This window comes from Borreliella japonica (assembly GCF_030438115.2).
Lineage (GTDB): Bacteria > Spirochaetota > Spirochaetia > Borreliales > Borreliaceae > Borreliella > Borreliella japonica.
Map to the genome: position 1 here is coordinate 1 of NZ_CP179505.1, position 26185 is coordinate 26185.

Annotated in this window: 33 protein-coding genes and 4 pseudogenes; 35 read left to right on the forward strand and 2 right to left on the reverse strand. The window is 28.9% G+C overall.

Going from position 1 to position 26185, the window contains the following annotated elements:
• Positions 1-77 precede the first annotated feature (77 nt).
• The 24 genes and pseudogenes from QIA21_RS06375 (at position 78) to QIA21_RS06490 (ending at position 13975) form a co-directional block, all read left to right on the forward strand.
• Positions 78-1304 (forward strand): annotated as a pseudogene (locus QIA21_RS06375) (anti-CBASS protein Acb1 family protein).
• 16 nt (positions 1305-1320) lie between these two features.
• A complete protein-coding gene (locus QIA21_RS06380) occupies positions 1321-2016 on the forward strand; it encodes a DUF1357 family protein (RefSeq protein ID WP_418905728.1) in 696 nt (231 codons plus the stop codon).
• An 11-nt stretch (positions 2017-2027) separates the two neighbouring features.
• Positions 2028-2585, forward strand: a complete 558-nt coding sequence (locus QIA21_RS06385) for a DUF228 domain-containing protein (protein WP_418905759.1) — start codon at positions 2028-2030, stop codon at positions 2583-2585.
• A gap of 4 nt (positions 2586-2589) precedes the next feature.
• Positions 2590-3351, forward strand: coding sequence for a DUF228 domain-containing protein (locus tag QIA21_RS06390; RefSeq protein ID WP_418905760.1), 762 nt, complete (start codon positions 2590-2592; stop codon positions 3349-3351).
• Between the two features lie 29 nt (positions 3352-3380).
• A complete protein-coding gene (locus tag QIA21_RS06395) occupies positions 3381-3953 on the forward strand; it encodes a DUF228 domain-containing protein (protein ID WP_418905761.1) in 573 nt (190 codons plus the stop codon).
• A gap of 20 nt (positions 3954-3973) precedes the next feature.
• Positions 3974-4933 (forward strand): hypothetical protein, encoded by a 960-nt coding sequence (locus QIA21_RS06400; RefSeq protein ID WP_418905732.1) that lies wholly within the window; start codon positions 3974-3976, stop codon positions 4931-4933.
• Between the two features lie 18 nt (positions 4934-4951).
• The gene (locus tag QIA21_RS06405) at positions 4952-5407 is read left to right on the forward strand and encodes a DUF3890 domain-containing protein (protein WP_418456171.1); all 456 of its coding nucleotides are present in this window, start codon (positions 4952-4954) and stop codon (positions 5405-5407) included.
• Positions 5407-5790 (forward strand): DUF1506 family protein, encoded by a 384-nt coding sequence (locus QIA21_RS06410; RefSeq protein ID WP_418905733.1) that lies wholly within the window; start codon positions 5407-5409, stop codon positions 5788-5790. Before QIA21_RS06405 ends, QIA21_RS06410 begins: the two co-directional genes overlap by 1 nt.
• Entirely contained in the window at positions 5778-6164 is a 387-nt protein-coding gene (locus QIA21_RS06415; RefSeq protein WP_418905762.1) for a hypothetical protein, read from the forward strand. Before QIA21_RS06410 ends, QIA21_RS06415 begins: the two co-directional genes overlap by 13 nt.
• A complete protein-coding gene (locus QIA21_RS06420) occupies positions 6161-6718 on the forward strand; it encodes a DUF764 family protein (RefSeq protein ID WP_418905763.1) in 558 nt (185 codons plus the stop codon). Before QIA21_RS06415 ends, QIA21_RS06420 begins: the two co-directional genes overlap by 4 nt.
• The gene (locus tag QIA21_RS06425) at positions 6711-7823 is read left to right on the forward strand and encodes a DUF787 family protein (protein WP_418905764.1); all 1113 of its coding nucleotides are present in this window, start codon (positions 6711-6713) and stop codon (positions 7821-7823) included. Before QIA21_RS06420 ends, QIA21_RS06425 begins: the two co-directional genes overlap by 8 nt.
• 13 nt (positions 7824-7836) lie before the next feature.
• The gene (locus QIA21_RS06430) at positions 7837-8265 is read left to right on the forward strand and encodes a DUF1463 family protein (protein WP_006434231.1); all 429 of its coding nucleotides are present in this window, start codon (positions 7837-7839) and stop codon (positions 8263-8265) included.
• Between the two features lie 15 nt (positions 8266-8280).
• Entirely contained in the window at positions 8281-8727 is a 447-nt protein-coding gene (locus QIA21_RS06435; RefSeq protein ID WP_418905737.1) for a DUF1473 family protein, read from the forward strand.
• Positions 8724-8960: a DUF1322 family protein gene (locus QIA21_RS06440; protein WP_418905738.1), complete on the forward strand. Its 237-nt coding sequence runs from the start codon at positions 8724-8726 to the stop codon at positions 8958-8960. Before QIA21_RS06435 ends, QIA21_RS06440 begins: the two co-directional genes overlap by 4 nt.
• Positions 8961-8967: 7 nt before the next feature.
• Positions 8968-9447 (forward strand): annotated as a pseudogene (locus QIA21_RS06445) (DUF759 family protein); the annotation flags it as partial.
• Positions 9438-9839, forward strand: a pseudogene (locus QIA21_RS06450) (DUF276 domain-containing protein); the annotation flags it as partial. The pseudogenes QIA21_RS06445 and QIA21_RS06450, both read left to right, overlap by 10 nt.
• 5 nt (positions 9840-9844) lie before the next feature.
• Complete coding sequence (locus tag QIA21_RS06455; protein WP_418905765.1) at positions 9845-10450, forward strand: DUF735 family protein; 606 nt, start codon at positions 9845-9847, stop codon at positions 10448-10450.
• 9 nt (positions 10451-10459) lie between these two features.
• Positions 10460-11269: a DUF685 domain-containing protein gene (locus QIA21_RS06460; protein ID WP_418905766.1), complete on the forward strand. Its 810-nt coding sequence runs from the start codon at positions 10460-10462 to the stop codon at positions 11267-11269.
• Between the two features lie 36 nt (positions 11270-11305).
• Positions 11306-11500: a BlyA family holin gene (locus QIA21_RS06465; RefSeq protein ID WP_418905746.1), complete on the forward strand. Its 195-nt coding sequence runs from the start codon at positions 11306-11308 to the stop codon at positions 11498-11500.
• 3 nt (positions 11501-11503) lie between these two features.
• A complete protein-coding gene (locus tag QIA21_RS06470) occupies positions 11504-11851 on the forward strand; it encodes a BlyB family putative holin accessory protein (protein ID WP_418905767.1) in 348 nt (115 codons plus the stop codon).
• Positions 11841-12176: a BlyB family putative holin accessory protein gene (locus QIA21_RS06475; protein ID WP_418905768.1), complete on the forward strand. Its 336-nt coding sequence runs from the start codon at positions 11841-11843 to the stop codon at positions 12174-12176. Before QIA21_RS06470 ends, QIA21_RS06475 begins: the two co-directional genes overlap by 11 nt.
• The gene (locus QIA21_RS06480) at positions 12169-12522 is read left to right on the forward strand and encodes a BBA14 family lipoprotein (protein ID WP_418905769.1); all 354 of its coding nucleotides are present in this window, start codon (positions 12169-12171) and stop codon (positions 12520-12522) included. The genes QIA21_RS06475 and QIA21_RS06480 overlap by 8 nt, the downstream gene beginning before the upstream one ends.
• Before the next feature lie 104 nt (positions 12523-12626).
• On the forward strand, positions 12627-13328 hold the full coding sequence (gene bdr / locus QIA21_RS06485; RefSeq protein ID WP_418905770.1) for a Bdr family repetitive protein: 702 nt from the start codon (positions 12627-12629) through the stop codon (positions 13326-13328).
• Positions 13329-13489: 161 nt separating this feature from the next.
• A complete protein-coding gene (locus QIA21_RS06490; RefSeq protein WP_418905749.1) occupies positions 13490-13975 on the forward strand; it encodes an Mlp family lipoprotein in 486 nt (161 codons plus the stop codon).
• A gap of 38 nt (positions 13976-14013) precedes the next feature.
• Here QIA21_RS06490 and QIA21_RS06495 read toward each other — a convergent pair whose 3' ends face one another.
• Positions 14014-14961: an ERF family protein gene (locus tag QIA21_RS06495; RefSeq protein ID WP_418905771.1), complete on the reverse strand. Its 948-nt coding sequence runs from the start codon at positions 14959-14961 to the stop codon at positions 14014-14016.
• 396 nt (positions 14962-15357) lie between these two features.
• Here QIA21_RS06495 and QIA21_RS06500 point away from each other — a divergent pair, with 396 nt between their 5' ends.
• The 7 genes and pseudogenes from QIA21_RS06500 (at position 15358) to QIA21_RS06530 (ending at position 21477) form a co-directional block, all read left to right on the forward strand.
• On the forward strand, positions 15358-16455 hold the full coding sequence (locus tag QIA21_RS06500) for a plasmid maintenance protein (RefSeq protein WP_418905750.1): 1098 nt from the start codon (positions 15358-15360) through the stop codon (positions 16453-16455).
• A gap of 9 nt (positions 16456-16464) precedes the next feature.
• A pseudogene (locus QIA21_RS06505) lies at positions 16465-17033 on the forward strand (DUF226 domain-containing protein).
• Complete coding sequence (locus QIA21_RS06510) at positions 17009-17767, forward strand: ParA family protein (RefSeq protein ID WP_418905751.1); 759 nt, start codon at positions 17009-17011, stop codon at positions 17765-17767. The pseudogene QIA21_RS06505 and the gene QIA21_RS06510 overlap by 25 nt, the downstream one beginning before the upstream one ends.
• A gap of 73 nt (positions 17768-17840) precedes the next feature.
• The gene (locus QIA21_RS06515; RefSeq protein ID WP_418456348.1) at positions 17841-18368 is read left to right on the forward strand and encodes a chromosome replication/partitioning protein; all 528 of its coding nucleotides are present in this window, start codon (positions 17841-17843) and stop codon (positions 18366-18368) included.
• A gap of 12 nt (positions 18369-18380) precedes the next feature.
• Complete coding sequence (bdr, locus tag QIA21_RS06520) at positions 18381-18950, forward strand: Bdr family repetitive protein (RefSeq protein WP_418905752.1); 570 nt, start codon at positions 18381-18383, stop codon at positions 18948-18950.
• Positions 18951-19651: 701 nt separating this feature from the next.
• A complete protein-coding gene (locus QIA21_RS06525; protein WP_418905753.1) occupies positions 19652-20998 on the forward strand; it encodes a DUF244 domain-containing protein in 1347 nt (448 codons plus the stop codon).
• A 53-nt stretch (positions 20999-21051) separates the two neighbouring features.
• Complete coding sequence (locus QIA21_RS06530; protein ID WP_418905722.1) at positions 21052-21477, forward strand: DUF261 domain-containing protein; 426 nt, start codon at positions 21052-21054, stop codon at positions 21475-21477.
• Positions 21478-21482: 5 nt separating this feature from the next.
• Here the strand turns inward: QIA21_RS06530 and QIA21_RS06535 are convergent, their stop codons facing one another.
• Positions 21483-22259: a tyrosine-type recombinase/integrase gene (locus tag QIA21_RS06535; RefSeq protein WP_418905754.1), complete on the reverse strand. Its 777-nt coding sequence runs from the start codon at positions 22257-22259 to the stop codon at positions 21483-21485.
• A 428-nt stretch (positions 22260-22687) separates the two neighbouring features.
• On the opposite strand from QIA21_RS06535, the gene QIA21_RS06540 reads away from it, so the two are divergent.
• The 4 genes from QIA21_RS06540 to QIA21_RS06555 all read left to right on the forward strand — a co-directional run bounded on the left by QIA21_RS06540 (position 22688) and on the right by QIA21_RS06555 (position 26185).
• The gene (locus QIA21_RS06540) at positions 22688-23476 is read left to right on the forward strand and encodes a hypothetical protein (RefSeq protein ID WP_418905755.1); all 789 of its coding nucleotides are present in this window, start codon (positions 22688-22690) and stop codon (positions 23474-23476) included.
• Positions 23477-23618: 142 nt separating this feature from the next.
• Positions 23619-24095, forward strand: coding sequence for a DUF643 domain-containing protein (locus QIA21_RS06545; protein WP_418905756.1), 477 nt, complete (start codon positions 23619-23621; stop codon positions 24093-24095).
• Positions 24096-24275: 180 nt separating this feature from the next.
• On the forward strand, positions 24276-24836 hold the full coding sequence (locus QIA21_RS06550; RefSeq protein WP_418905757.1) for a DUF603 domain-containing protein: 561 nt from the start codon (positions 24276-24278) through the stop codon (positions 24834-24836).
• A complete protein-coding gene (locus tag QIA21_RS06555; protein WP_418905758.1) occupies positions 24833-26185 on the forward strand; it encodes a PBSX family phage terminase large subunit in 1353 nt (450 codons plus the stop codon). The genes QIA21_RS06550 and QIA21_RS06555 overlap by 4 nt, the downstream gene beginning before the upstream one ends.

The following is a 26185-nucleotide window of genomic DNA, read 5'->3' on the forward strand; positions in this document are numbered from 1 at the left end:
ATTTTATTGACAAAAATATTAGTTTTTGCTATTATACATTTAATTTAATTAAGAAAATTAAGAATAAGAAGTAAAAAATGTATGATTTAAGAAAAGCAAAACTGATAGATAAAATAAGTTCACTGGAACTATATAGATATTCAATATTTTTTAGAAATTACATAGAAAATGTAGCAGAAGATTGTCTTAAGAACGGAATTATTCTTGAGTATACTACTAGTCATGTTAGTGAGCTCGAGCTTGCTAGATTAAAAGTGCAACTTAAAAATGCTTTACTAAATTGTATTATAAGCTTCCGTTTTCATGGAATTGGATACATTTTAGTAAAAACTAAAGATACACTAGTAGACCTTGAAAGACCTGTTAATATAGAGTTACCTATTGGATTTGAATACCTTGATTATGAATCTGTAAGAGACTTGGGGGTTGACTTTGATTATGTAACTTACAAAGTAAGAACTAATAATGGAAGTAATTCTTTTGATACGGTCAAAATACACAAAAATCGACTTATAATATACGAAAACTTTGATTATATCTTAAAAAGATATGTTCCGTGTTATACGGAAAGTTTTTTGCTAGATATTTACCTATTTGAGAAGATATACGTTGAAATAGAAAAACGTATTGAAAACCACAATTTTTTGTTTTACAAAGACGAGTCTTTAGTGCAGCTACAAGACGCGCTTTCTAGCGCAACAACGTCTTTGAGTGCGCTAACTCAGAGTAGTAATAATGAAAAAGGCAATAGCTTTTTATCATCCTTTCTAAGAAAACAAAACTCAAATAATCATAGTAAAGATATTTCTAATTTACGCAGCCTTAATGACTCATTGTAGAATGAGCTTGCTAGGCTTAAAAGCAATCTAAGTAATGAGGGGATGTTTTACACAGCTACTCCGAGTGCTAGTTTAGAAGTTATTAAATACGATCTTACCTATTTAAAAGAGGCCTTAGCATTAATTAAAGCAAAAATTGGTGCTGATACTAAGGAGCCTTTAACAAGAAGTTTCAACGAGCAAGCTAAAGGACTTGGAAATGATGGTAAAGGTGATAGGAGCAATTATTATGATTTTCTAAAAGGTGTACAAGAACAAATCCAGAATGCTTGTAATTTAAAGCTTAATAAGTATTTTGGACTTGATATGAAGTTCAATTCATTAGTGATGTTGAGTGATGATCAAAAGGTGGAAAGAGATATTAAGCTAATTGAGCTTTATAGCAAATATAACGATCTTATACAGAGCAGTTCTTTCAATAACGAGGAACGAGCTTTTTTAAAAGAAAAATTATTCTCATTTTGAGAAAAGGAGTTAAGAAGTGATTGAAAATGAAAAGAAAGAAATAATTGAGGATCAAGTTAAAGAAGAACATCAAGTTAAATCTGATACTAAAGTTATAAGCACCCAGGAATTTGAAGAGTATATGAGCTTAAAAGAACAAGCAAGTAATGCAAAACCTAAAGAAACAACTCGTGATTTAAGTATAAATGAGCGAATAACAAAAGAACTTGCTGAAGTTGAAGAGAGAGAGCGTGTTGAAAAGCAATTATTACTGGAGGCAGAGCGCATTAATGAAATTGATACACTTGCAAAAGCGCATCTTAGCAGTCATTTTAATAAAGAGGTACTACTTGCAAAAGGATATACTCTAAAAGACATTATGCAGGCACAACGCAGAGAACTTGTTCGCAAGTTTGTTCCAATTGAGCAAGTTAAAGCTATTTCCAAAGTATCAGACATAAGCCATATTGATGGAGAGATACTAGAACAACTTGTTTCTTTGGCTAAAGTGAATATCAAATTAAGAAAAAATGCTAATAGCAATTCATCTTCTGTTGAGGTTATTAAAGGAAATATTATTGCTAAATCAGAAGAGAGAGTAAGTTTGCTTGATCCTAATTTTGTACCAATTAATTTCACAGAGTTTGTGCAAGCTTTAAGCAATACTTACAAGCAAAGACGAGTTCAATTTTATGAAAATCTAAAAAGAGATAACAGAAGAAACATTGCTTAAAGGAGTTTTTAATGAGTGATATTACAAAAATTAAACAAGAGTTTGATAAAAAAGTTGAGGAAATTAAAGCATTAATGAAAAATCCCCAGCAAAATGCTAGCTTACTTAGCAATTCTATTGAGTTTAGGGATAAAAATTTAATTTACTCTAATTCTGATGGAGTTTGGACTAGTAGTAAAGACAAAATAGAAAATTATCCTGCTAAAGGGTATCCCTACAAGCGCGGAGTAAAGTTTAGTTTTAGTGCTGATGGTACATCAGAACTTGAAGTTGAGGCTGGAGGTGGTGATGATTTGTATGGAGTATGCACTGATATAGACGAGTTTACTGGTATGGCAACTGTAATTCCAATTACAAACAACTTTACAGGATATTTAGTATTTAAGAAACCAGGAACTGATATAAAGCCGGGTGAGAAGCTGCATTTTAATGCGCAGGGAGAACTTGAAAAGACTAGTGGTTCTGATAAAACTATTAATGCTATAGCGCTTTCAAAAGTCCATAAATTAACCGAAGAGTTACATATAGTGCTTGCTAGCGTTTTTGGAAATAGAGCTTTAAAAGGGTAATTAAATGGCTTTAAAAGGTAAAGAGCAAGTTCCGGATGGTGTTGATAATAATCCACAATTAGGCTTTCAGGCAGAGTTTCAACCTGCTGCTCCTAGAGCTAGGCGTCAAGCAAGACAAGCTGAAGATGATGCAGTAATGGACCCATATCTTGAGTCGGTTAAAGAACTTGATGATATTCTTTTGAAATTCAAAAAATATGCAAAATCAATGAGTTCTGTTGAAAATAAGGTTTTTAGCAGTTCAAGTGGTTGTTTTCAGTCTAAGAATGAGCTAGTTGATGCTTATACATTTGCATGTTCAAGTTATACGGACAAAATAGAAGAATATTTCTACGATCCAAAAAAGAGTTTTCCATATAAGCGTGGGGTTAAACTTGTTCCAAAAGAGAACTCCGTATATGTTGAGGTTGGTGCTGATAATGATATGTATGGCATATGTGTTGATGTATGCGAATTTAGTTGTACTGCGTATGTTTTGCCAATTACAAATAACTTTGAGGGGTACCTTGTTACAAGAAATCCTAGTATAAAATCGGGTCAAATATTAGACATTAATTCAGATGGAGTTATTATCAAGGCTGATGGTGGGCCCCCAACATTAATTAATGCTTATGCACTTTCTGATTCATTTACAATCAAGTTTGCATCAGAAGATAAGGATAAACAAGCTGAAAACATAAGACAAGATTATTCGATTAATTTAATAAAAGTTACAATTTTTGGCAATAGAGGCCTTGAGAAAACAATAGTTGCTGCTAGTGGTTAAGACTAAAGAATTTAAAAGGAGGAAAGTTAATGGCAGATACAACGCAATTAGTAAAAGAGTATCAAGAAAAGCGCAGTAAGCTAGAAAAGTTTATGAAAAATCCACAACATTATACTGGTTTACTAGGCAATTCTATTGAGTTTAGAGATAAGAATGTCCAATTTTTTGCTTCTGGAGGCATTAGAACTAGTAGTTTTGATAAGTTGGAAAATCATCCATATTCGGGGTATCCCTATAAGCGCGGAGTAAAAAGAGTTATTCAAGAAGAAAAAAAGGATGAAATTCACTATGAGCCCCATGTTGAGGCCGGAGGCGGTGAAGACTTATACGGAATATGCATTGATGTAGACGAGTTTAGCAAAACAGCTACTATTGTTCCAATTACAAATAATTTTGAGGGTTACCTGGTTGCAAAAGATTCTACACCTAAAGCAAAAGACAAGCTTATTTTTAATAAAGACGGCGCTCTAGAAAAGGTCTCAGGAGGACAAAATAAGACAACTGTTAATGCAATAGCGCTATCTGATGCAAAGCAAATTAGTAATGATGTTCATTTAATAAAAGTAGCAGTGTTTGGAAATAAAGCTGTAAGTAAAAATTAAAAAAATTAAGGAGGTTTTAAATGGAACTTTACGATGAAAATTATTATGCAAAATCTGTAGCTAATATTATAGGAGAAGTTAAAGACCCCATTATGTATAAATGGTTTTTACCTGATCAGATTGAAGATGTTGATCTTAAAATGGGATATCAAAGAACTGTAAAATGGGACGCGTTTTTAAATGCTAATCCTACAACAATTGCTAATGAGGTTAATACTATCTCAACTATTGGGTTTAGTTCTGAAGTAGTTAGACTGAACTATTTAAAATTACAATACAAATTTAGACATTTAAAGCAGACTTCTGAAAAATTTTACACTTCAGACTCATATATTGGCGACATTAATAATAATTTATTGCCTTTTGCTCAAGCTTATAAGCTTGCAAGTAGTGAAATTATCAAACTTATTAATCACTTTGTACTAACAGGAACTGTTTCAATTCAAAAGGACGGAAAAAATCAAAAACGTTTACTTCCTAATATGTACGGACTACTTAATATGCCGGAACAGATAAAAGAAGAAGTTGCACAAGGTGATAAGGATAAGATGGATAAAATATTTGAAAAAATTGAAGCAGGACTTTCAAAATTAGAGTTAGGCGACGAATTTTCTACACCTATGATGGTGATAGTTGACCCCGCAACTTCATTGAAATTGGTAAAACCATATGCAGTAGGCCAAGCTGTTACATCAAGTTGTGAAAAATGGGAAGATGTTTTGATCCAAACTATTAAAGCTATTAATAATCGAGAAGATGTTTATATTGAAACTTCAAACTTGCTAAAACATCAAATACTCATTTATCCGTTAAACTCAGCGCTTATTAAATTTAAGCCTAGCAAGTATATGTTGCCTACACCAAATGAACAAGTTGATAAGGATTCAACTGATATTGCGCATTCATACATTGATTTTGTTTTAGGAGGTCTACTTGCTACCAAGAAGACTATTTTGCAAGTGAACATTAAACAAAGTTAATAAGATAAGGCAAATAAAATGAGCGAACAAAAGGACTTGCAAGTACAAGCTGAAAATGAAGAAGAACTCTTAACAACGAAACTTCATTCTCAAGTGTTATTGCTATTAGGAATAGATCAACTAGCACTAAGTAGGCAAAATTTTCTACTTCACTTATCTTTACTTCAAGCTATTTTGGTAACACGTGGTATTGACGCTAGTTCACTTACATATGAACAAATATTTTTACTTACCTTTTATCATATGGGTTGTCAATTAAGAAAGCAAGGAGTTGTTCGAGAATTTGAATTTGAAAGGATTAAAAAAGAGAAATTCAATGAGCTTGAACTTGATTATTATCCTAGCAGTGGTGGAGGCGAAGAGGGCGGTGGAGAAAGTTGTGGATCAAATAAGAACTTTTGTTCACAACTTGATGCATTTTTAGAAAAACTAAAAAGAGAAACCTCAACGCCGTCTTGTGTAGGAGTTGTATAGTGAGTGGCGTTAGAAAAAGACTCTCAGATATGTCTACACGTATGATCAACGTTTTTAAGGATCCTAGCCCTTTAAGATTTTATAAAGGCACTGTTGTAAAACTTGAAAATGACGATTCTTATCAAAGAGTATTTGATAAGAATAAGTACACCGAATTTGCTGGAGTAATTATTGACATAAAACCACAAGAACTTGCAATGCTTTATGACTCCAATATATCTGATATTCAAGGGTATTCTAAACTTTACACATATCAAGATCTTAACTTTGAACTAAAAGACCGAATATCAATTTCAGATTTGGTTTACTTTGAAATATTTAGCATTGACTCTTCAATAGGATACTTTACGCTGGTTTTAAAGGAATTTATATGGACGGACTAGACTTTACAATTGAATTGGAAATTGGTTGGTTTGGAGGTCGTTCTAATATTGCTAGGATGCACGAGAAAGGCGGCGCTAAATTACCAGTAAGAAAACATTTAACTAAAATTGCTGGTAGTTCTGAATTTAGAGAATATATCAACAATAGTTATATAAATTCTAAGTTCAATATTGAGCCTAAATTAGGAATGAGTGCTATTGGAGAAGCTTTTGTAAGATACTATGAGAATTATGTACTCTCAGGGCAAGTTACACCGGGTTTAAAGGATAGTACAATCAAAAGCAAATTAAGAAAAGGTAGTAGCACTGCATCAATCCCACTTGTTGATACATCAAAAATGTTATCAGAACTAACTTATAAGGTGCTTGAATGATTGTAACTTTAGATTCGATTTTAAATCATTTAATCCAAATATTTAAAGGCTTTAAGGTCTATGCAACTGAAAATAATTTTGAATGCGATATTATAAATACTTACAATCATCCGTACCTTTCAAAAATTACAGCTGCTAGCCCCAATATAATAGCATTGAAATTTGATGGTACAGAACATCTATTTGATCATGACTGCAAAACTGGTGCATTTTATGAAAATGCTTTGGAATTTAGTGTGAATTTCCAAATATATATTATTGCAGTAGTATTAAATGCTAAAGATTTTGATGCTAATTCGCGTATGCTAATACTTTATGGTATGCTTAGCGAGTTTCTACATAATAGAGTCCATAAGTATACTTTAGAAAATCAATCTCAACCCGAGTATGTAAATAAAATCAACTTTTACATTTACCCAACATCTAATATGCAAACAGTTGGACTAATAAATTTAGGTACAAAATATAGCAATCATGCATACAGTGCATCTGTAGCATTCAATGCTAGTGTAAAAGCAACAGAAATTTTAAAGGAGGAGTACGTAATTGCCTGAAAATACAATTAGTGTAAGTTTGGTAGACTCTAGCATTCAAGCTAATACACCCAACTATTACAATCCACTTTTGGTCTACAAAACAGCCAAAATTAAAGTTAACAAAGATGCTGCTAACTATAAAACATTGAGTTTGACTGTTAATAACTATGAAAAAGAAATTGAAACTTTAGAAAAAGATAATGGAAATGGACAAGATCAGTTTGGAAAAGAAAAAACACTATTGAAAACCGCAATGTCAAATTTTTTCAATTCAACTGAAGAGTCCTTAAAATCAGTTGTTCTTTTCATTTATAAGGATAAGCTCGAGGAACTTAAAAACTATCTTAAAGCGTATAGGCACTCTTTTGTTGTGCTTATTAATACTGAAGGGGACAATTCAGATGATGGACTAACTGTTTATAAAGATGACTATGCTAAGTTTAAAATGTCTTCAACTTTTTTTGTATTCTCAACTAAAGAGCAAGAGATAAAAGAACTATTTAAGGATAAAAGCAATCTTGAGAAAGAAAGAAATATTGTTGTTTATAGCAATAATAGAGATAATTTACACCTTAAATTTATAAGTGCATATTTGCATCAAGCAAGCATTTTCCACTCTGTTAATCCATATGGTATGCCATTAGCTACTACACCACTTCTTGACGATGCTGTAATTAAAAAGTTAAGGGATGCAAAAATTAACTTTTACTCACTTCTTAACGAGACTGGTCTTGACGGTATATCTGCTTTTAAGGAGGGTGTTGATCTTTCTGGTAAAGCAATAGACGAGATTTTTACTTACCACTACATAAAAAATGAGGCTATTGTTGAGCTTATTCGAATTTGGAATAAAAACAATAGACAAAATAGTAAATTATCTGCACTACAACTTAGTGGCGCTAGAGATAATGCCTATACTTCAGCAATTGAATGCCTACTCAAACGGTTTATTGATAGGGGACTACTTGTAGAATACAAGGACTTAAAGCTTACCCTATCAGGCACCAAACAGCTTAAATTGGAACTTAGCGTGAATATTACTTACAACTTTAGTATTAATGCAGCTACTTTAGTGATTACTTCTCAAGATATAGTTGATTATCAAAATAGTTTAAACGTATAAGGAGTTAAAAATTATGCAATTTTATGATTTAAGGGAAGTTTATTTTTCAATCGGTGGTATACAACTGCACAGTGGTAAACTAGAGCTTACAAGCGAGCCTACTACAAGAGCAGTTGTTAGTACTGAAGACAAAGGATTTCCTGTAATAAGCTTACGTGACCCTAAAACTATAACTTATATTTTCAACATTGAAGTCACTCTAGGCAGTCATGACTATATTGCGTTAACTGAAATTGCAGACGATCAGTTTTATAACATGGATGTTAGCAAATATGATAAAATGCTTGATTTAGCATTCAATGATAGAATTGCTACCAAAATTATTTCTAACCATGCAATTTTCACTGAAGAACCCTCAAGAAGTTATTCAGCAGAAGCTGAAAAAGTGACTTTTGAGATTAGGGCTATTAATTGCCAAAAAACACACCCAAATAAAAGTTAAAAGGAGAATCTTTCCATGATAATGAGATATAAAATGAAAATTTTAACCAAAAATAAAACCTATGAATACCCACTTAGAGTATTACCAGTCTACGAATGGGATAGAGTACTAGGATTTAATCAAAGCGACGCTATTTATAAGCTTAATGAAGTTAAATACTTAAGAGAAATTACAAGCTTAATGATAAGTCCAAAGTTTTTAGACGAATTTTATGTAATTCTAGATGCAAATAGAGAATTTATCTCTTATTATAAGGACTATCTTGTTGCTATTATCTACACCGCGCAATTCAATACTTTTCACGCAGATAATGACCTTAAAAAACCCGCTTTAGCATATTTGAGTGAATACGAAAATAATGTTGGCGATTTTGTTACTTTTGATTATATCGATGATAATTTTGATTATGAAAAAGTAGCTGCTTCACTTACATCAAATTCTAATGAACTGGTTGCTAAATGAGGAAAATAAATAAAGATATTGACAAAGCTATTGCAAGTCTTAATGAGACTAGAAAAAAGTATTTCAACTTGATTGAAGAGATAAAAAACGATAAATACTATTTTCCAGTAATTATGAATATTTGCTCATACGATGATGTTAAGAAAATGCCTTATGATGAGCTTTTAGAAGTTAACCGTATTGCTGATCTTAAATTAGAAAAAGAATTGTATGAATTAATTTTAAGTAAATGAGGGATTAATGAGCGACAAATTCACCATTAAATTTAAGGGCGTTCTTGATCATGCAGCAACAAAAAAAGCTATCGAACAAGATATTACCAAAATGGAAAAATATCTTAAGCCTAAAAAATCTAGTTTGGGTAGTACTAAAGATATTGTAAAAAGTAATTTGTCGGATAAGAAAAAAGAATTAAGCAAACAAACTAAATTTGAAAGCTTAAGAGAGCGTGTTGAGAAATATAGACTTACACAAACTAAAAAGCTTATGAAACAAGGCATGGGTTTTGAAAAAGCTCGAAAAGAAGCTTTCAAAAGGTCTTTAATGTCTGATAGAGATAAAAGGCGCCTTGAGTATAAAGAGCTTGCAAAAGAATCAAAAGCAAAAAGTAAAATGCTAGCGGCTTCTCAAGGGAAAGGACTTGTTGCCAAAATTGCTATAGGTAGCGCTCTAGGAACTGTTATTGGCAATGCTGTTAGTAGAGTAAGTGAGAAATTGATGGACTCAACCCAACCGGGCAACTTAAATCCTACAAAATATCACTGGGAAAAAGAAAATATGTTTATATGAAAGTAAAGTACAAACTTGATCTTAAAAACTATCTCTACTTAAACATAGACTCTCAAATTAGAAACATATATTCTAGGATTATTTCAAATAACTATTCTGATATGGGCATTAGCTTTGAATATCAAGACTTTTTTGCTCCAGTCAATGAAGTAAAAGGGATTAAGTTTATGGAAATTAAAGTTTGTGTTAAAGATACAGACACTGAAAGTATCTCAAAAATCAGTGATGGCGATTTTCAAACAAATCAAGATATTGCTATCACTGATGATACAATGCTGCTTTTCAATACAACTGATCGACTACTTATTGACATTGATACTTAAAAAGTATGAAAATACCTAATTTTTTAAAAAACACTGAAGTTCAAAAATTTATAAGTACAGAAACTGAGTACGCACAAAAACTTCTTAATGAGCTTAAAGCACTTAATTCCAATTTCATATCCATTGATGCAAAAGAAAATATAAAATCAAGATATATTGCCATATGGATATCTCAAGTCTTATCAATTTTTTATGCAAAAACTCAAACTCTACAAAGTATTACAAGCAATATCAATAGTGTTATTTTTGCTTTACGACATATTGGCACTGACGAGTCATTTAGACTGATTTTTAAGGCTTTTTTGAATGTGGATATTTCAGTTACTACACCTGAAGCTGGTGTTATTGATATCTCTTTAAAAGGGGCAATAAAGACAAACTTTACTGCATTCATTACACCCAGTACTGCAAAAGGGAAAAGGCCTAAAAAGATACTAATTAGAGAAAAGAAAAAAGGATACGCTGCATCTAAAAAGGCTTTAGTATTCAACTCACTTCCCAAAGGCTATGATCATTCAATTTATGCTTTTATAAAGGGGATTATTCCTATTGGTAGAGTTCTCAAAATTAATAATGAAACTGGTAACAATATTATTACTTTTAACAATTAAGGAGGCTATATGGCTGGAGAAGAAGAAAAATTATTAATTGATGAGGAAGAAACAGTCCAAATCAAAGATTTAAATAAGGTTACGACTGTTAAAAACACTGATCTTTTACTACTTGATGATGGAGTTGCAAGTAGCAACGCTATCACCTTTAAAAACTTTTTAAAAACCGTAAACCATCAAACATTTAAAGGGGAAGAGCTAGGCTATTTTAAGGAGATAATTAAATCTACAATTGCCGAAGAACTTGCAGCTGATACGGAGTTTGTAAAAAAGATTTACGCAAAAGTAATAGACAAGCTAATTGGCAATGATTCTGATAAGCTTTCTAACCTTTTTAGTAAAATTAAATCCCGCCTCACAAGTAGCATATCATCCGCTACTCTATCTAGAAGTGATAATCTTTTGATAATGCCCTCTTCAGACACTATTCAAAAAACACCTGTTCCCAAACAATTACTCGGTGTGCCGTCAGAATTTTCCTTTGGTGGCAGGGTTTCGGACTCTACAATTTATTGGTCTAGCTACGAACATAAAAGAATAGTTATCAATTTGGAAGACTATCAAGAAGTAAGTCTTATTTTTTATAAAAATTATGACGATCAAATCATTTACCTTGATATAGAACTTGATATAACACATCATTACAATCAGACGCGAAAATTATACTTAAAATATGCAGATGAAACTGAGAGAAATTTAGTTTATAAACATAAAAGCTACTCTGATATTGATTCTAGATTCCCAATGTATAAAGGATGGTATGTTCAAAAAAGATCCTACTTATCAGGAAGTGACGTCCCATATCTATTAAAGCTGTAAAATTTTTTAGCAAAAATTAAAATGAGGGATTGAAAAATGGATATTAAAATAACTGAACTTCTTATTAATCTAAATGAAATTAAACTAATAGCCGTAATGATTTTTGTAACAGTAATAGTTTTAGGAGTGTTAATTCTTCTCAAGCCGTTACTAAAAGACATATTATCTATAGCAATAGGCAAGATTTTTAAAAATGGAAATGGCAACAATCATATTAAAAAACGAGATTAATTTATGAAATTATCTAAAGATAATGTTGAGCTTGGACTTACGTCTTTATCAAACCTTATTGATATATTTTCTAAATTTGAAGATGAATTTGATGAAATGGCACATAAGGGATTCTTTTTGGTTTATGAACTATATTCTCATTATCAATTAATATATACAGCAAATATGGAAAGACTTGAAAGTGCATTAACTCCAACAATATTAAAAACACTGGCCCCAATAAATGAGAAAATCAATCAATGTATTGATCTAGTTAATTCTGATGAAAAAAATCTAAAAATATCTAATAATCTAAAATTCAATCAAGAAGGAAAACCTATCTATAAGGAAAGAACAAATAATGCAAAATAACACTATTGGTTTAGGGCTTAATTTACTATCCAGCTTAACTAACATAGCTAAAACTGATACAAACATAGATCATAATTACATTAATACTTTTAATAGGGTAATAGATTTTTTCTATAAAACATATATTGGAACATTAAAATCTATGGAAACGGCCGAATCAACTAAAATATTTGAAGAAATACAAGATATATTAAAATACAATCTTGAGATAATAGAGGCTATTGCTAGCAGTAAAAGTAATAAAATTATCTCCTCATTAAAAGCAAAACGCAATAAAATCATGCGGGAATACGTCAATATACTTAAAAGGGGTGATAATGCTTAAACTAGCAAACTACTTATTACTTACTTTACTACTATGTTGTAGCACCATTGCTAGCCTACCAGACGAACCAAAACCACCAATTATTAAAACACTAGGCGCTTTAGCTAAATATGAGGCTCAATTATCAGATTATGTTATGTACCTTGTAACATTTTTAGCTAAAACAAAAGTTAAAGTTAATGATACAAATTATCCAGAATTTACTTATCCAGATTTATCAACACTAAAAGACGAACACACAATGACTTCAGTAAAACATAATATCAAACTACTTTTAGAATACATTCAAAAAACAAAACCCATTGCAAAAAAAGTCTATAATCAGTATTCAAGATTAAAAATGTGAATTACAAAAAGTTTTTTCTTGCAAGAAATTATACTTTATATTGTTAATAGACAACCCCTATTAACCCAAAATAGTGTATAATATGACTATAAAGGAAAAATATTATGAAACCCGTGCTAACAAATACTGTAAGTGAAGAACAAATATATAATGAATTTATAAGATTGGGAATGGAACAATTAATAGCACAAGATTTATCCAAAAGATATTATCACAATGAACTTACATATAGAGATTTAGAAAATTTAGAAAAACAATTTGGGATAAAGTTTGATAATCTTGTTTCTAAGATTGATAGTGTAGAGAAAAATTTAGATACTAAGATAGATTCTGTTAAAAGTGAACTTACCGTTAAGATAAATTCTGTAGAAAAGAATTTAAATACTAAGATAGATTTCGTAGAAAAGAATTTAAATATCAAGATAGATAATTTAGACGCTAAGATAGACACCGTAGAAAAGAATTTAAATATCAAGATAGATAATTTAGACGCTAAGATAGATTCTGTTAAAAGTGAACTTAACGTTAAAATTGATACTGTAGAAAAGAATTTAAAACAAGATATGTCTAATTTGGCACAAGATCTTAAAAAAGCGCTGCAAATTAATACTCAATTATTATTAGAAAAGATGGAAATCAACAATAAGTTATTATCAGAAAAAATGGAAAGTAATAATAATGTATTATCAGAAAAACTTAAGGTGAGCAACAGAATAATAACTATTGTGACAATAGTAGTAGTCCCTATTGCTATATCTATCATAACAACAGTTGTTGTATCGCTAGTTACTAGGTTTTTCAAATAGAAATTACAAATAATCCTCAAAATATATAATTTATCATTTCTAAACACTCTGTTTTGATCCTTGTAAATTAACAATATTTTTAAAAATAAGAGCTATATTTATAAATATAAATCTTATTATTACTCAACATATTGTACTAGAGATAAAAAAGGAGAATAAAAATGAAAATTATCAATGTATTATTTTGTTTATTTTTACTAATCCTAAACAGCTGCAATGCTACTGATAACGACACTTTTAAAAACAAGAATAAACCTATTGAGCCCCAACAAGCAAAAAATAAGGAAAAATATGATTTGGGGCAAAAAGAACTACAAAAAGAGCTCCTAAAAAAGCCACAACAAGAAATCCCAAAATCTAGAGAAGACCTTCTTAAAGAAAAACTGACTGACGATCAAAAAATACGCCTTGATTGGTTAAAAACCGCCTTGACTGGTGAAGGAGAATTTGACAGATTTTTACAACATGATGAAAACAAAATAAAAATAGCACTTGACCACATAAAAACCGAACTTGATAAATGTAAGGGGAAACAAACTGCTGCCGAACAGGAAGCCATTTTCAAAGGCATAGTTCAAGGGGCACTTTACGGTGATGATATAGATCAAGTACAACAAGCAATTTGTATGTGCGACATTTATCAATAATATACTAGCCCCCTTATTTGGGGGCTTTAAACATATTGCTATGCTGCAAATATATAATCAAATTGTTTATATATTTTCAAGACACTAAAGAATATTAGCGGGCTAGCACCATAAATAGGTTGCTTAAACGACATAAACTTTTCAAAATCTTGCAAATCCTTTAATCTATTATTTCTCTTGAAATAGTCTTTTATAATCTCAGCCCAATAGTTTATACTCTTAAAATCACTATTTTTCTCAAAATACGAGATTAAATCGGCTTCAATTTTCTTGATATCATCAATATTGTTGGGATCTATATTCTGAATAAAGCTTATTTTTTGAATAATTGAGTTTATATTATCTTTTGTTGTAGAGCTATTTACCCAATTTTTTATATTAGATAGAGCGTCTTTAAAAATACTGTAGTAATAAAACCTATCTTTTTTTTGTTCTCGCTTTTGATTAACACTAATTTGCTTGTTAGGCATATAATTTTTGTTTTCATAATTATTGTAATTAGGGTCTGCATCGGTATCCATTTCACTTTCTACCATGAGAAATGAAGCTAACGCATACCTTTTGGTATAAGTAATAGCTGAGCCAAATCGATGATACACTGTATTTGTAACTTTAGTACTATTTTCATCATCATTATCGTTGAATTGTAAATTTTCTGTAAACATTGGTGTATCAAAAGAAAATTCATATCTAGTACTTTTACTGAAAAATGTAGTCCTAATAACGTGCTCCTTTTGACCATCTACATATTTAGAAGTTGGATATTGCCATAAACAAATATCTAAATTATGATTTTTAATAACGTTTTTAATTTCTTTAGCTATTTCGTTATAATTCTGATACTTATAACCATATCCCTGAAGATTTTTATCAATCCCTGATAAATTTATAATTAGAGTGTGCATATCTTTTTTGAAGTCTATTTCTGCTTGAATATTATTTTGCATATTATCTTGAATATTTAAATTATTATTTGTATGTGACATAATCGTCATCCTCCTTGTTTAGATATAAATAATTATATAGCAAAAACTATTTTTACCAAGTTTTTTACAAAAATTTTTTACAAAAAATAGTGGGACTTAACCAAACTCTCTTTACAAAGAATCTCGCTAAGACCCCACTAGACTATTTATCTTATTAATTTTTTGCAAATTCTAAACAAGGTAGGAAAACTAAGAAGTTTCACTACGCTATTTGTAGTGTAGCCCAATTTAGAATTAAAATCAATTTATCTTTTTTACTAAATTATAAAAAGTGTATTAGATTAATAGGATTAATAATTTAATTTAATATTTTTTTAGGAAAGTATTTACTTTTAAATCAAAATTATGCATTATATTGTTAGTAATTATTAATTCTAAACAAGGAGAAAACTTACAATGATAGAAGTTTCAACCAATAAAAAAAGTCCAAATTGCCACAACAAACACCAACGCAAATTAATTGTTCTTATTTCAACACTAAATTACGTAAACACCAAATATAAAAAATATTCACAAAGCAATATACTTTATTATTTTAATGAAAATTTAAAAAGAAATGGTCTGGCGCCCGTTAAGCTAAAAACTCTGCAAAATTATCTTTACGAATTAGAAAAAAAATTTAAAGTCACAACTAATTATCACAAACACTTAGGGGTGAACTTTGGTACTGAAATATACTATCAACTTAATTTTTCAAAAAAAGAGTGTTACTTTAAGATAAACAAATTCTTTGAAGAAAAAAAACAATCAAGATTTGAAAAAAGGGTTGAAATAGGCCTTAAAGAGAAATTTACTAAAAATGGGAGTGTAAATTTTAAGGAGTGTTTAAGTAATAAAAATAATAATAAAAAAGAAGAAAGAAATAAACAGATAGAAAATTTTCAAGTAATAAACTATTACAATAAATGTAACTTTAAAAATAAAGAATTTCTTCTAATTTTAATAAAATTAGATATTAGTAAAGATAAAAAAATTGAACTAATTAAAGCTTTAAAAAGATTTGAAATTAAAACAACAAAAAGTAAAAATATACATTTTAACAAAATTTCTTTCAAAGAAAAGCAAAACAAATTGAAAGAAACTTTAAACAATACTCAAAAAGAATTGGAAAAAAACGGATATAATCCAAAACAATTGGAAACAGAATTTAAAAAAATATATGAAAATTACAAAAATAAGCCCCATTTTATAATTGAACATCAAAAATATAACGATTTAAGCAAAATAACTCTCAAATTAGAAAAAATAATTGAGATAAAAAAAGAAAATTCTTCAAAAAATTATGAGAATTTGAAGATAAACACTTTCAATATACTTATTGAACGGCTAAAAAATACGACAGATATTGAAGCCCTAAAACCAATTGTAAAAGCCTATTTAAGTAGTAAAAAGAAATTAGAATACAATAAAGTATTTAACACGTATTATAATGATTTATTAGAGATAATAAGAAATTCTTTAACGATAGAAGAATTTAGTAAAAAGGTTGTATAAGGATTAAATATGGAAACTGCACCTGAGCCAATAAAAAAGGTAAATGTAAAGTTGAGTGCAAAAATAAAGAACGGTTTATTTTGATTCAAAAAGAAAATGGTAAAGCAATGTACCATACAAAAATAATGATGGACGTTTATAAATTTGGAGTTTATGAGAATAAAAAAAAGAAAAAAAATGAATTCCGAGTATCACTGAGGGCCTTATTTAATGGAGAAAGAATTGTTGAAGAAACACATTTATACCCTATTAAAGAAGGGGATAAATTTTTAGGAATTTTTTACGGCTTTAGAAAACCAATAAAAAAGGCAATTATAAAGTATGAAAAAAACGGAACTAGAAAATCCTACGGCTTTGCAAGGGCATATTATATGGAAGTTAGATTTAAAGCAGGTAGTGTGTTTTTTTATTTCAAGGGATTATACCGCTTATTATATAAAGAGAGAATGAGTAATCACTACAACAAAATATTATTTAGTATGTTTACAGATTTGGAAAAACAAGTATATGAATTTTATGGGAAAAAATACCCCGAACAAGGACCACTAACGAAATGGATAATAAAAAACCTAAAATAATTACAATTGCGTCAATCAAAGGCGGTGTTGGTAAAAGCACAACTTGCCTAGCATTGGCATTTTTGTTGTCAAAAAAAAATAAAGTATTGTTAATAGATATGGATACACAAGCATCAGTTACTAGTTATTATCAAGATAAAATTCAAGAAGAGAATATAAATTTAAAATTTAACAATATATATGAAGTTTTGGCTAATGATTTGGATATTGAAAAAGCAATTATAAAAATCGAAGACAATTTGGATTTATTGCCAAGCTATTTAAGCTTGCATATGCTTAATGAAATTGAAATAGAATTTAAGGACTTGTTATTAAAATCAAATTTAAGCTGTTTTAGCAGTGATTATAAATATATAATATTAGATACAGCCCCTAGTTTTGACATTGCATTTAAAAATGCAATGTTTAGTAGTGATTATATTATTGTTCCAATAATAGCTGAAAAATGGGCAGTTGAATGTTTAGATTTATTTGATTATTTTTTAAACAAATTAGGTTTAAAAATTCCAGTATTTTTACTCATAACAAGATTTAAAAAGAATAATACACATAAGGAATTTTTAAATTTATTGAAGAATAGAGGCGATTTTTTAGGCATTATATCTGAAAGGGAAGACTTAAACAAAAATATAGCTAGTAATTCTGAGTTTTCCTTGGAAAAGGATTATATGCATGAATATAAAAATGCTATTAATAAATTTTTGGATTATTTAAAAATAATGGAAAAGGTATAAAGTATGTTAATTTAGTTTGTCCCCAATCGGGACAACTTGTCAATGACAAAAAATTTTCATTTGAGGTGATATTATGTTAGTAAAAATAAACAAAAGAAATTTAGAAGAAAAGGATAATAATCAATTAGAATATTATGAAAAATTGAAAAATAAATTAGTAAATAATTTTAAAAAAGAAATTTTTCATAAAATAGAATTTATTAAAATTTTAAAAGAGATAAAAGATAATGAATATTACAAATTAGATGGATATACGAGTTTTAATTCCTTTGCAAAAAATTATAGAATAGCAAGAACTCAAGTGTATGACTACATTAGAATAGCCAATGCTATGGAAGAGGGCCTTTTAGAAGAGGCATTTATTATAGAGAATGGACTTACTATGTCTTTATTATCATTAAGAGATAAAGAAAGTTCAACATTTAAAAAATCAAGGCAAAACCCAATAAAGCCGTTAAGATTTCAACTTAAAAGTAAAGAAAGTTATGATTTTTACAAAAGTAATGCTAAATTTACGGGGTTTTTATTAGATGAACTTTTTGAAAGTCAAAGAGATTTAGTTAATAAACTTTTAAAAAGGTATAAACAATTAAAAGGGTAATAAGAGAATTTTATGAACAATTTAGCATATAGAACATACAATATAGAAAGTATAAAAAATGAATTTTTAAACATAGGGTTTAGTGAGGAGGCAATAGATTTTGTTTTTCTTCATAATGATAATTACAACTTTGAATTTTTAAAAGAGAAAATAATTAATGTAGAAAAGAATTTACGAAAAGATATATCTAATTTAGACATTAAAATAGATAGTGTAAAAAGTGAGCTTACTGCCAAGATAGATTCTGTTAAAAACGAACTTAATACTAAGATAGATAATGTAGAGAAGAATTTACAAAAAGATATATCTAATTTGGACGTTAAGATAGATAATGTAGAAAAGAGTTTGCAAAAAGATATATCTATTTTAAATGTTAAAATAGACAATGTAGAAAAAAATTTAAATTTTAAAATAGACAATGTAGAAAAGAACTTAAATTTTAAAATAGACAATGAAGTAAAAAATTTACGAAAAGATCTTAATATGGGTAATAGAATGATACATTTTATGATAATTGCAGCAGCAATTTTTGGACCGTTTATACATTCATTTTTAATGCAATATATACAAGGCGTCAAATAATGAAAAATTATATAATGTGACTTTTCCAAGTATTATATCATTAAAACCAATGAATTTTATTGGAAAATAACGTTTTATTTTTGATCTATTCCAAATTAGAACTTATTTGAATTTTATAACAAAAGAATTTAAATAAGTTCTTTTTTTGGTAAAAAGACAAATTGATTTTAATTCTAAAGTGAATTATGATTAATTAGTAGAATTATTTTTATAATAAATTCTGCTAAACCCTTGACTTTATTAAATTCTCTTGTTAAGAGAATTTAATAAAGTTCCCACTGTTTTTTGACAAAAAGTTTTACAAATAAATTGACAACAACTATTTTTGTTATATTATTGTCAAATAACGTTGATTGCATAAACACCAACGAAGGTTAATTATTTAGAATTTTCCAAAAATCATTAGTGGGAATTTATAGAAAATCTCTTACGAAAGAAATTCTATAAGTTCTCCATATTTTTATTTACAAGAAATTTTGTGTAAAAGTTGACAAAAACATATATTATTATATAATAGGTATAGCTAAAAAAATGTTAGTATCATAAATCAAAAATCAATTTAATTAGGTTGGGACTTAACAGATTTTCTAATAAAAGAATTTCGTTAAGTCCCACTTTTTTGCAAAAATTTTTGTAAAAAACTTGGTAAAAATAGTTTTTGCTATATAATTATTTATATCTAAACAAGGAGGAAACTTAAAATGACAGAAGTTTCAAAAAATAATAATTTAAATATTCAAGATAATATACAAAACGGAGTATCCAACATGATGAATTTTGATCAACAAAGTTTTATTGGTTGTGAAATATTTGAGGAAAAAGCTCTTCCCATTAAAGAAAAAAGCAAATTAAGCAAGATAGGCAAAAAATTACCAGGAATAAGTAGTCAAGAATGTTTTAAGTTTAATCGAAATATTGATTTTAGCGTGCAGAGAAACAAACTCAATAAATATGGAGCTAGTGAAGTGGGTACTGTTCTAATTGGTGGAGCTGGACTTAAAGACTTGATGATAAACAGAGTGCTTAAATATTTTGGTATGAGTATGCCTTTTGAAGAGAATTTGTATATGCTCAAGGGTAAAGAGTTGGAAAATCTAGGATTTAGAGAGTTTGTTAAAGCTCACGGTGATAATATTGATGTTTTGTATAAAAACAAATATGCCAACGGTGTTGATAAATATAATTATTTCAAAAAAATGGATGGTTTTACAACTTTAGTAGGCTCAACGATTGATGGATGGTTTATAAATAATGGTGGTGATTTAGAGCTTTTAGAGATTAAGAATAGTGATTCTAATTATATGAGTAGTGCTATAGCCGAGTACAATAAAAATGGCAATTTTTTAAGTAGTAAGTATTTTTTCAAGTACTATGTGCAAGCACAAATGCAGCTAGCATGTACTGGACTTGAGTATTGTAATTTATTCTTCTTAATAGACGCCGCACCGGTTAACTGTAAGATAAAGAGAAATAATTCTTTGATATCAAAAGTTTTAGAATTTGTTCAAAAATGTGAATGGGAAGTTTTCAACGTAAGAAACGAAATTCTTGAAAAGAATGGGTCTGATTTATTAATCTCAAGTGATTATGATAATGATATGTTTATTAAGTTTATTGAAGAGATTGAGGAGTTGGTAGTAAAGAGTGATTTTTATCGATCTGGAGTTGAGTTTGACTGGATAAATGAATTTGTAGAGTATGTTGAGTGCACTGACCTTGAGATTAAAACCGAAGAGTCTGCTGTTAATCTTGAGTGTAAGCTGATTGAGATTGACAATCTAAAATCAGAACTAGATAAAATTCAAAATGAAAACAAAAGGAGAGAAAAACCTATTAAAGAACGGCTCAAAATTAAAATCAATGAAATTTTAGATAAATATCCACTAATTAATCATGTAAATTACAGATTCAAACAATTTGTGTTCAATTACGATCCTAAGAAAAGGGCAATAGCAGATAGATTTACGGAACTTTCGACAACAAATAATAAATTTTACTTGCCTAGCAATATGAGCAATATGTCGTATGCAAATAGTGTCCCCTTTTGAATGGGGGCACTAAAAAAATTAAAAAAAAATATTTAACATTGGAGGATTAATTAATGCTTATTAGTAAAATAAAACAAAAAAATAGGAGTTTACTTGGAGAGATACAAAGATGGGGGTGTTATTTTTTATGCTTGCATTATTATACAAGTTTGTTGAAGAATATTGAATTTAATGCTTTTGGAATAAATGTGGCGTATCGCAGATTTTTAGGACTCGGGTACATCAAGAAAAATTGTTTTATTAATGATCCCTGTATGATACTTAATTATTATGGAATTAGAACTAGTGTTAGATATGAATCTTCCAATTACTTTGTGGCTGCGAATGAATTTGAAATAAGTGAAGTTAAAATTGAGGGTGTTAATGGATCACACTTTATTGCTACAAAAGAGAAAGAAATATTATATGATTCACTTGATTTAAAGCTTAATGGAAAACTATTTAAAGTAACTTCAAAGCGTATATTTAAGCTTAGATAGTCTTACTACAGCTTTAAGCTATTTTTGGTGCATTTATAAGCTTGAATTTTGTTTGCAGAAGAGAGTCCGTAGATATTATCAATTTCATGGGTTGAAGAATATTTCATAAGTTCTTTAATTTGAAAAGAATTATAACCATTGGACTTCAAATTCGAAATAAATAAATTTCTGCACAAATGAAGTGATTTGTTTGCCTTAAAGCCCGACTTTTTAAGAAGATTTTTGAATTTTCTAGAAATATTGATAATGCTAATTTGATTATCTTTAAACTTATGTTTGGTTTTTTGGAAAAGATAAGTTCTTCTAGTATCAAGATTTTTTTCTTCGAAATGATTTTTGTGCGCTGTTTGAATAGCGTCAAACTCCTTAGAGTCAATAACAATTTCTCTAATACAAGAGATACTTCTTTTTTTTGCTACATTTACTTTGATATTGTAATAAATTTCACCAGTTTTGTTTGATAACTGGGTAATATCTTGCATTTTTACTTTTTGAATTTCAGTGCCCCTACATCCAGTTATTGAAAGCAAATATACAAACCATCCAGATATTGGATCAATTTGTTTTAGTTGTTTTATACATTTTTCAATTAGTTTGCTAGTTTTTGGAGTTAAGTAAAACTTAGGACTGGGTTTTAGATTTTCTTTTTTAGTTTTAGTCGAGTTTTTTAGAGAATTTTTTAGAATTTTGTTTTCATCTATTAATTTTTGATGATCTTTTAATAGTTTGAGAAAAAAATCTGTAGTGTCTTTATTTAAATTAAGATAATTATTAAAGTCCATAAAATCCTCTCCTTGAAAGTGTTACTTTTAAATTAAGTAAAAGTAATAAAAATAGATAAAAATTGCAATTTATATTTTACCAAAAACGTAAAATTTTAGTCAAATTTTGGTGTCTCTCATTGCAAGCAGAATTTGGTATTTAGAGTATCTGTAATAAACAGAAGTGTCAATTTCTAAGGAGGTCGGATAAGAAAGATAGTATACTTTAACTGATATATAGCAAAGACTCTGAAATTTGATTTGTATGTATTTTGTATTCTTTTGTAATGAGTATAACATTTGCAATGGAGAGATTTTTGGGAGTTGATTAAAATTACATTTGAGTTTTGTTACTTTGTAACGCAAAATGTAACAAAATTAGATATTTAAATCTTTAAAAAATTGTATTTATTGGAGGTTGCATTATGTTTAGGCTTACGGAGTAACTTATGAATAAAAAAATGTTGATTATTTATGCCATTTTTGCGTTGATACTTTCTTGCAAGAATTATGCAAGTGGTGAAGATTTAAAAGAACAAGCTAAGGAAATTAAACAAGGTGTAGAACAAAAAGTTAAGGGATTTTTGGAGGCAAAAAAAGAAGAGTTGACTGAAGGGCTTAAAAACTTCGGATCAGAAGTTTTTTCAAAAGTTAAAGAAGAATTGATGCAAGCTGATGCATCACAAGGGCAACTACAAGAGCAGGTAGCTCAAGGTGTTGATGAAGATTCAGAAGATTCAAAATTAAAAGAAGAGATTGAAAAAAAAATAAAAGAATTAAATGATAAAATGGGGAAATCGGATGATAAAACTCCTATTGGAACATATTCTGATTATGAAAAAGAAGTAAAAGAAATAAGAGAAGAGTTGAAAAAATTAAAAGATAGAAAAGAAGATAAGGAAAAACTTGAAAAGGAATTAAAGGAACTTGAAGATAGCTTAAAAAAGAAAAAAGATGAAAGGAAAAAATCTTTAGAAGAGGCTAAGAGAAAACTTGAGGAATTTAAAAGACAAGTTGAATCTGCAACTGGAGAAAATACTGAGAAAGTTAAAAAACAAGGTAAAATTGGGCAGGAAGCTTTAAGGTATGCTAAAGAATTTTGTGTAAATGGAAGTTATTCTGTTGATGATGGTACCAATACTGATGATTTTGCAAAAAAGGTTATAGATGATGCACTTAAAAATATTGATGATGAGCTCAAAAAGTTAGAAGATAAAAAAGAAGAAAAGAAAAAGTAATAAAAAATGGTTTTCAAAAGTATAAAATATGAAGAACAAGACTACCAAAAAGTCTTGTTTTCTTTTTTAGAGAATTTTTAACTAAAAATAACAAAAATTATTGTTTGAGATATTATGTTTTTGCTCTATTATTATAGACAATATGCATGCTAATAAAGTTTCAGATTTTTATGATAATTTAGATAAGGAAACAAAAAAGGAAATACATAAGCTCTATAGAACTATCCAACCAACCTTGAGGCAAAAAAGACAAATATACAGTTTTTATCTAGCAGCACAAGATTTAGAAACTGTAAAAATTTTTATTAAAGATATTCTAAAAGATGAATATATAATAAAAAAACGCGAAAATGATTTTGAAAATAGAGTTGATTTTAGCTACAAAGAGGGAATATTAGAAGACTGTTTAAAAAAGCTAGGAGAAACAAAATCTTATATGTTTTTGTTATTTGTTTATGGTGCTATTTATAAGCTTAAACAAGGTCTAAAACGGGGTCAAATGGTTGCTTTGAATAGTTTCGCAGATGTATTATTTACGAGCATACACAGCTATGACAAGGGAGTTTACACAAGTAATAAGCTTGTTAATACAATAAAAGGTTTTTACAAACTTATATAGTCGAGCTATAGCAAAATGCAATAAGTTAGAAAACTACTGTTCCTAAATCAATAAAAGCCAATAAATATTAAACACCCGTCAATAGGTATAAAGAAGTTATTAGTTTATGTTAACAATTCATTAAATTGCTTTACTATTTAGAGTAACAATTTGTTAATATTGTTACTTTAGAGAAATTTTTTGAAAAAAGTTAAACGTTCTTTTGATGATTATGTTGTCTACTTTAGAGAAGGATTATTGGATGATAAAGAAATAGCAGCTAAACTTGGAGTTTCTAGAGTAAATGTATGGAGAATGAGACAAAAATGGGAGAGTGGGGAAACTTCTGTTGGTGATAATTCTAGAGTAATAATTAGTGAAGATACTTTTGAACGTCTTGTAGCCCAAACTTTTAAATCAGAAGCTAAAGCTAGAAAAATTAAGGGAGAATTAGATTTAGAGCGCTCTAATTTAGAATTAGGATTTATACGAGCATTTAAACAATATGCAAGCATTGAACTTGCCAACATGAATTCAAAAATAGAAGATTTACAATCCGAAATTGCCTTTTTGAATAAAAAATGTAACAAGAAAAATGATGTTAATGAAAAAATTAGTTTGTTAAAGAGTGAGCTTAATGACCTGATAAAGGAGTGTTCAATAAGGGAAATGGAGCTTTACTATGAATGTATGAAAAAGCTAACTTCTGCACATGAAGTTGAGAGTAAAAGTAACTACAAAAGTAGTAAAGGGCACAAGTGAATTTATATCAAACAAAATTTTTTACAACACTTCAAAAGGAATACAAAAATCAGTTTGGAGTTGATATATCTAAGTTTTTTGGAAAAACAAACTCTTTGGTTGATTTTGCTCAGTTTGAAGAGAAATATTTAACTGTAAAGCAAAATAGGGTGATAAAAAGTATCCAAAAGAACAACGAAAAGAAAATTATACTCAGTGGCGGTATAGCTAGCGGCAAAACGTATCTTGCATGTTATCTGTTTATTAAAAGTTTAATTGCAAATAAAGAGTTATATTCCAGTGATACTAATAATTTCATCATAGGCAATTCTCAACGTTCAGTTGAAGTTAATGTTTTGGGTCAATTTGAAAAGCTATGCAAACTTCTTAATATTTCATATATTCCAAGACATAGGAATAATTCATATATACTGATTGATTCACTACGGATTAATTTATATGGCGGGGACAAGGCAAGTGATTTTGAAAGGTTTAGGGGTAGTAATTCAGCACTTATTTTTGTAAATGAGGCTACTACTTTACATAAGCAAACTTTAGAGGAAGTATTAAAAAGACTTAGGTGCGCGCAAGAAACTATTATTTTTGATACCAATCCAGATCATCCAGAACATTATTTCAAAACTGATTATATCAATAATACAGCTACTTTTAAGACATATAATTTTACAACTTACGATAATGTTCTCCTAAGTAAAGAATTTATCAAAACTCAAGAGAAACTCTATAAAGATATACCAGCGTACAAGGCAAGAGTTTTGCTAGGAGAGTGGATAGCAAGCACCGACTCAATTTTCACACAAATTAATATTATGCAAGACTATGTATTTACTAGCCCGATAGCATATTTAGACCCAGCGTTTAGTATTGGAGGTGATAATACTGCGTTATGTGTTATGGAGAGAGTCGATGATAAGTACTATGCTTTTGTATTTCAAGATCAACGACCGGCTATTGACCCTTATATTATGAATATGGTCAAGACTGTTTTACAAAATTTCAATGTACACACGCTTTACATAGAAGATAGAGACAATACTAAAGGCGCTGGAGGATTGACGCGTGAATATATGACTCTTAGAAAGAATATGAGTCAATATTTTAGAATTGCCCCAGTAAAGCCAAAGTCTAATAAGTTTAGTAGAATAGCATCGCTAATTACACCTATTACCTACAAAAAACTTTATATTGCAAAGTATAGTAGTTCTACTGTATTTAGCGATATTTACGCTTATAAAGGGGATAATAAAACTCCCGATGATGCTCTTGATGCAATATCTGCTGCATATTTGATGTTGTCTTTAGGATATAGAGATAGAAGTGTTCATTTTAGCAATCAAAGATTTTTGTAA

Excerpts from the sequence above, each read along its gene's own strand:
- QIA21_RS06385 (WP_418905759.1), top strand. The coding sequence starts at position 2,028 with ATGAGTGATATTACAAAAATTAAACAAGAGTTTGATAAAAAAGTTGAG.
- QIA21_RS06390 (WP_418905760.1), top strand. The coding sequence starts at position 2,590 with ATGGCTTTAAAAGGTAAAGAGCAAGTTCCGGATGGTGTTGATAATAAT.
- QIA21_RS06395 (WP_418905761.1), top strand. The coding sequence starts at position 3,381 with ATGGCAGATACAACGCAATTAGTAAAAGAGTATCAAGAAAAGCGCAGT.
- QIA21_RS06400 (WP_418905732.1), top strand. The coding sequence starts at position 3,974 with ATGGAACTTTACGATGAAAATTATTATGCAAAATCTGTAGCTAATATT.
- QIA21_RS06405 (WP_418456171.1), top strand. The coding sequence starts at position 4,952 with ATGAGCGAACAAAAGGACTTGCAAGTACAAGCTGAAAATGAAGAAGAA.
- QIA21_RS06415 (WP_418905762.1), top strand. The coding sequence starts at position 5,778 with ATGGACGGACTAGACTTTACAATTGAATTGGAAATTGGTTGGTTTGGA.
- QIA21_RS06420 (WP_418905763.1), top strand. The coding sequence starts at position 6,161 with ATGATTGTAACTTTAGATTCGATTTTAAATCATTTAATCCAAATATTT.
- QIA21_RS06430 (WP_006434231.1), top strand. The coding sequence starts at position 7,837 with ATGCAATTTTATGATTTAAGGGAAGTTTATTTTTCAATCGGTGGTATA.
- QIA21_RS06435 (WP_418905737.1), top strand. The coding sequence starts at position 8,281 with ATGATAATGAGATATAAAATGAAAATTTTAACCAAAAATAAAACCTAT.
- QIA21_RS06440 (WP_418905738.1), top strand. The coding sequence starts at position 8,724 with ATGAGGAAAATAAATAAAGATATTGACAAAGCTATTGCAAGTCTTAAT.
- QIA21_RS06455 (WP_418905765.1), top strand. The coding sequence starts at position 9,845 with ATGAAAATACCTAATTTTTTAAAAAACACTGAAGTTCAAAAATTTATA.
- QIA21_RS06460 (WP_418905766.1), top strand. The coding sequence starts at position 10,460 with ATGGCTGGAGAAGAAGAAAAATTATTAATTGATGAGGAAGAAACAGTC.
- QIA21_RS06465 (WP_418905746.1), top strand. The coding sequence starts at position 11,306 with ATGGATATTAAAATAACTGAACTTCTTATTAATCTAAATGAAATTAAA.
- QIA21_RS06470 (WP_418905767.1), top strand. The coding sequence starts at position 11,504 with ATGAAATTATCTAAAGATAATGTTGAGCTTGGACTTACGTCTTTATCA.
- QIA21_RS06475 (WP_418905768.1), top strand. The coding sequence starts at position 11,841 with ATGCAAAATAACACTATTGGTTTAGGGCTTAATTTACTATCCAGCTTA.
- QIA21_RS06480 (WP_418905769.1), top strand. The coding sequence starts at position 12,169 with ATGCTTAAACTAGCAAACTACTTATTACTTACTTTACTACTATGTTGT.
- bdr (WP_418905770.1), top strand. The coding sequence starts at position 12,627 with ATGAAACCCGTGCTAACAAATACTGTAAGTGAAGAACAAATATATAAT.
- QIA21_RS06490 (WP_418905749.1), top strand. The coding sequence starts at position 13,490 with ATGAAAATTATCAATGTATTATTTTGTTTATTTTTACTAATCCTAAAC.
- QIA21_RS06495 (WP_418905771.1), bottom strand. The coding sequence starts at position 14,961 with ATGTCACATACAAATAATAATTTAAATATTCAAGATAATATGCAAAAT.
- QIA21_RS06500 (WP_418905750.1), top strand. The coding sequence starts at position 15,358 with ATGATAGAAGTTTCAACCAATAAAAAAAGTCCAAATTGCCACAACAAA.
- QIA21_RS06510 (WP_418905751.1), top strand. The coding sequence starts at position 17,009 with ATGGATAATAAAAAACCTAAAATAATTACAATTGCGTCAATCAAAGGC.
- QIA21_RS06515 (WP_418456348.1), top strand. The coding sequence starts at position 17,841 with ATGTTAGTAAAAATAAACAAAAGAAATTTAGAAGAAAAGGATAATAAT.
- bdr (WP_418905752.1), top strand. The coding sequence starts at position 18,381 with ATGAACAATTTAGCATATAGAACATACAATATAGAAAGTATAAAAAAT.
- QIA21_RS06525 (WP_418905753.1), top strand. The coding sequence starts at position 19,652 with ATGACAGAAGTTTCAAAAAATAATAATTTAAATATTCAAGATAATATA.
- QIA21_RS06530 (WP_418905722.1), top strand. The coding sequence starts at position 21,052 with ATGCTTATTAGTAAAATAAAACAAAAAAATAGGAGTTTACTTGGAGAG.
- QIA21_RS06535 (WP_418905754.1), bottom strand. The coding sequence starts at position 22,259 with ATGGACTTTAATAATTATCTTAATTTAAATAAAGACACTACAGATTTT.
- QIA21_RS06540 (WP_418905755.1), top strand. The coding sequence starts at position 22,688 with ATGAATAAAAAAATGTTGATTATTTATGCCATTTTTGCGTTGATACTT.
- QIA21_RS06545 (WP_418905756.1), top strand. The coding sequence starts at position 23,619 with ATGCATGCTAATAAAGTTTCAGATTTTTATGATAATTTAGATAAGGAA.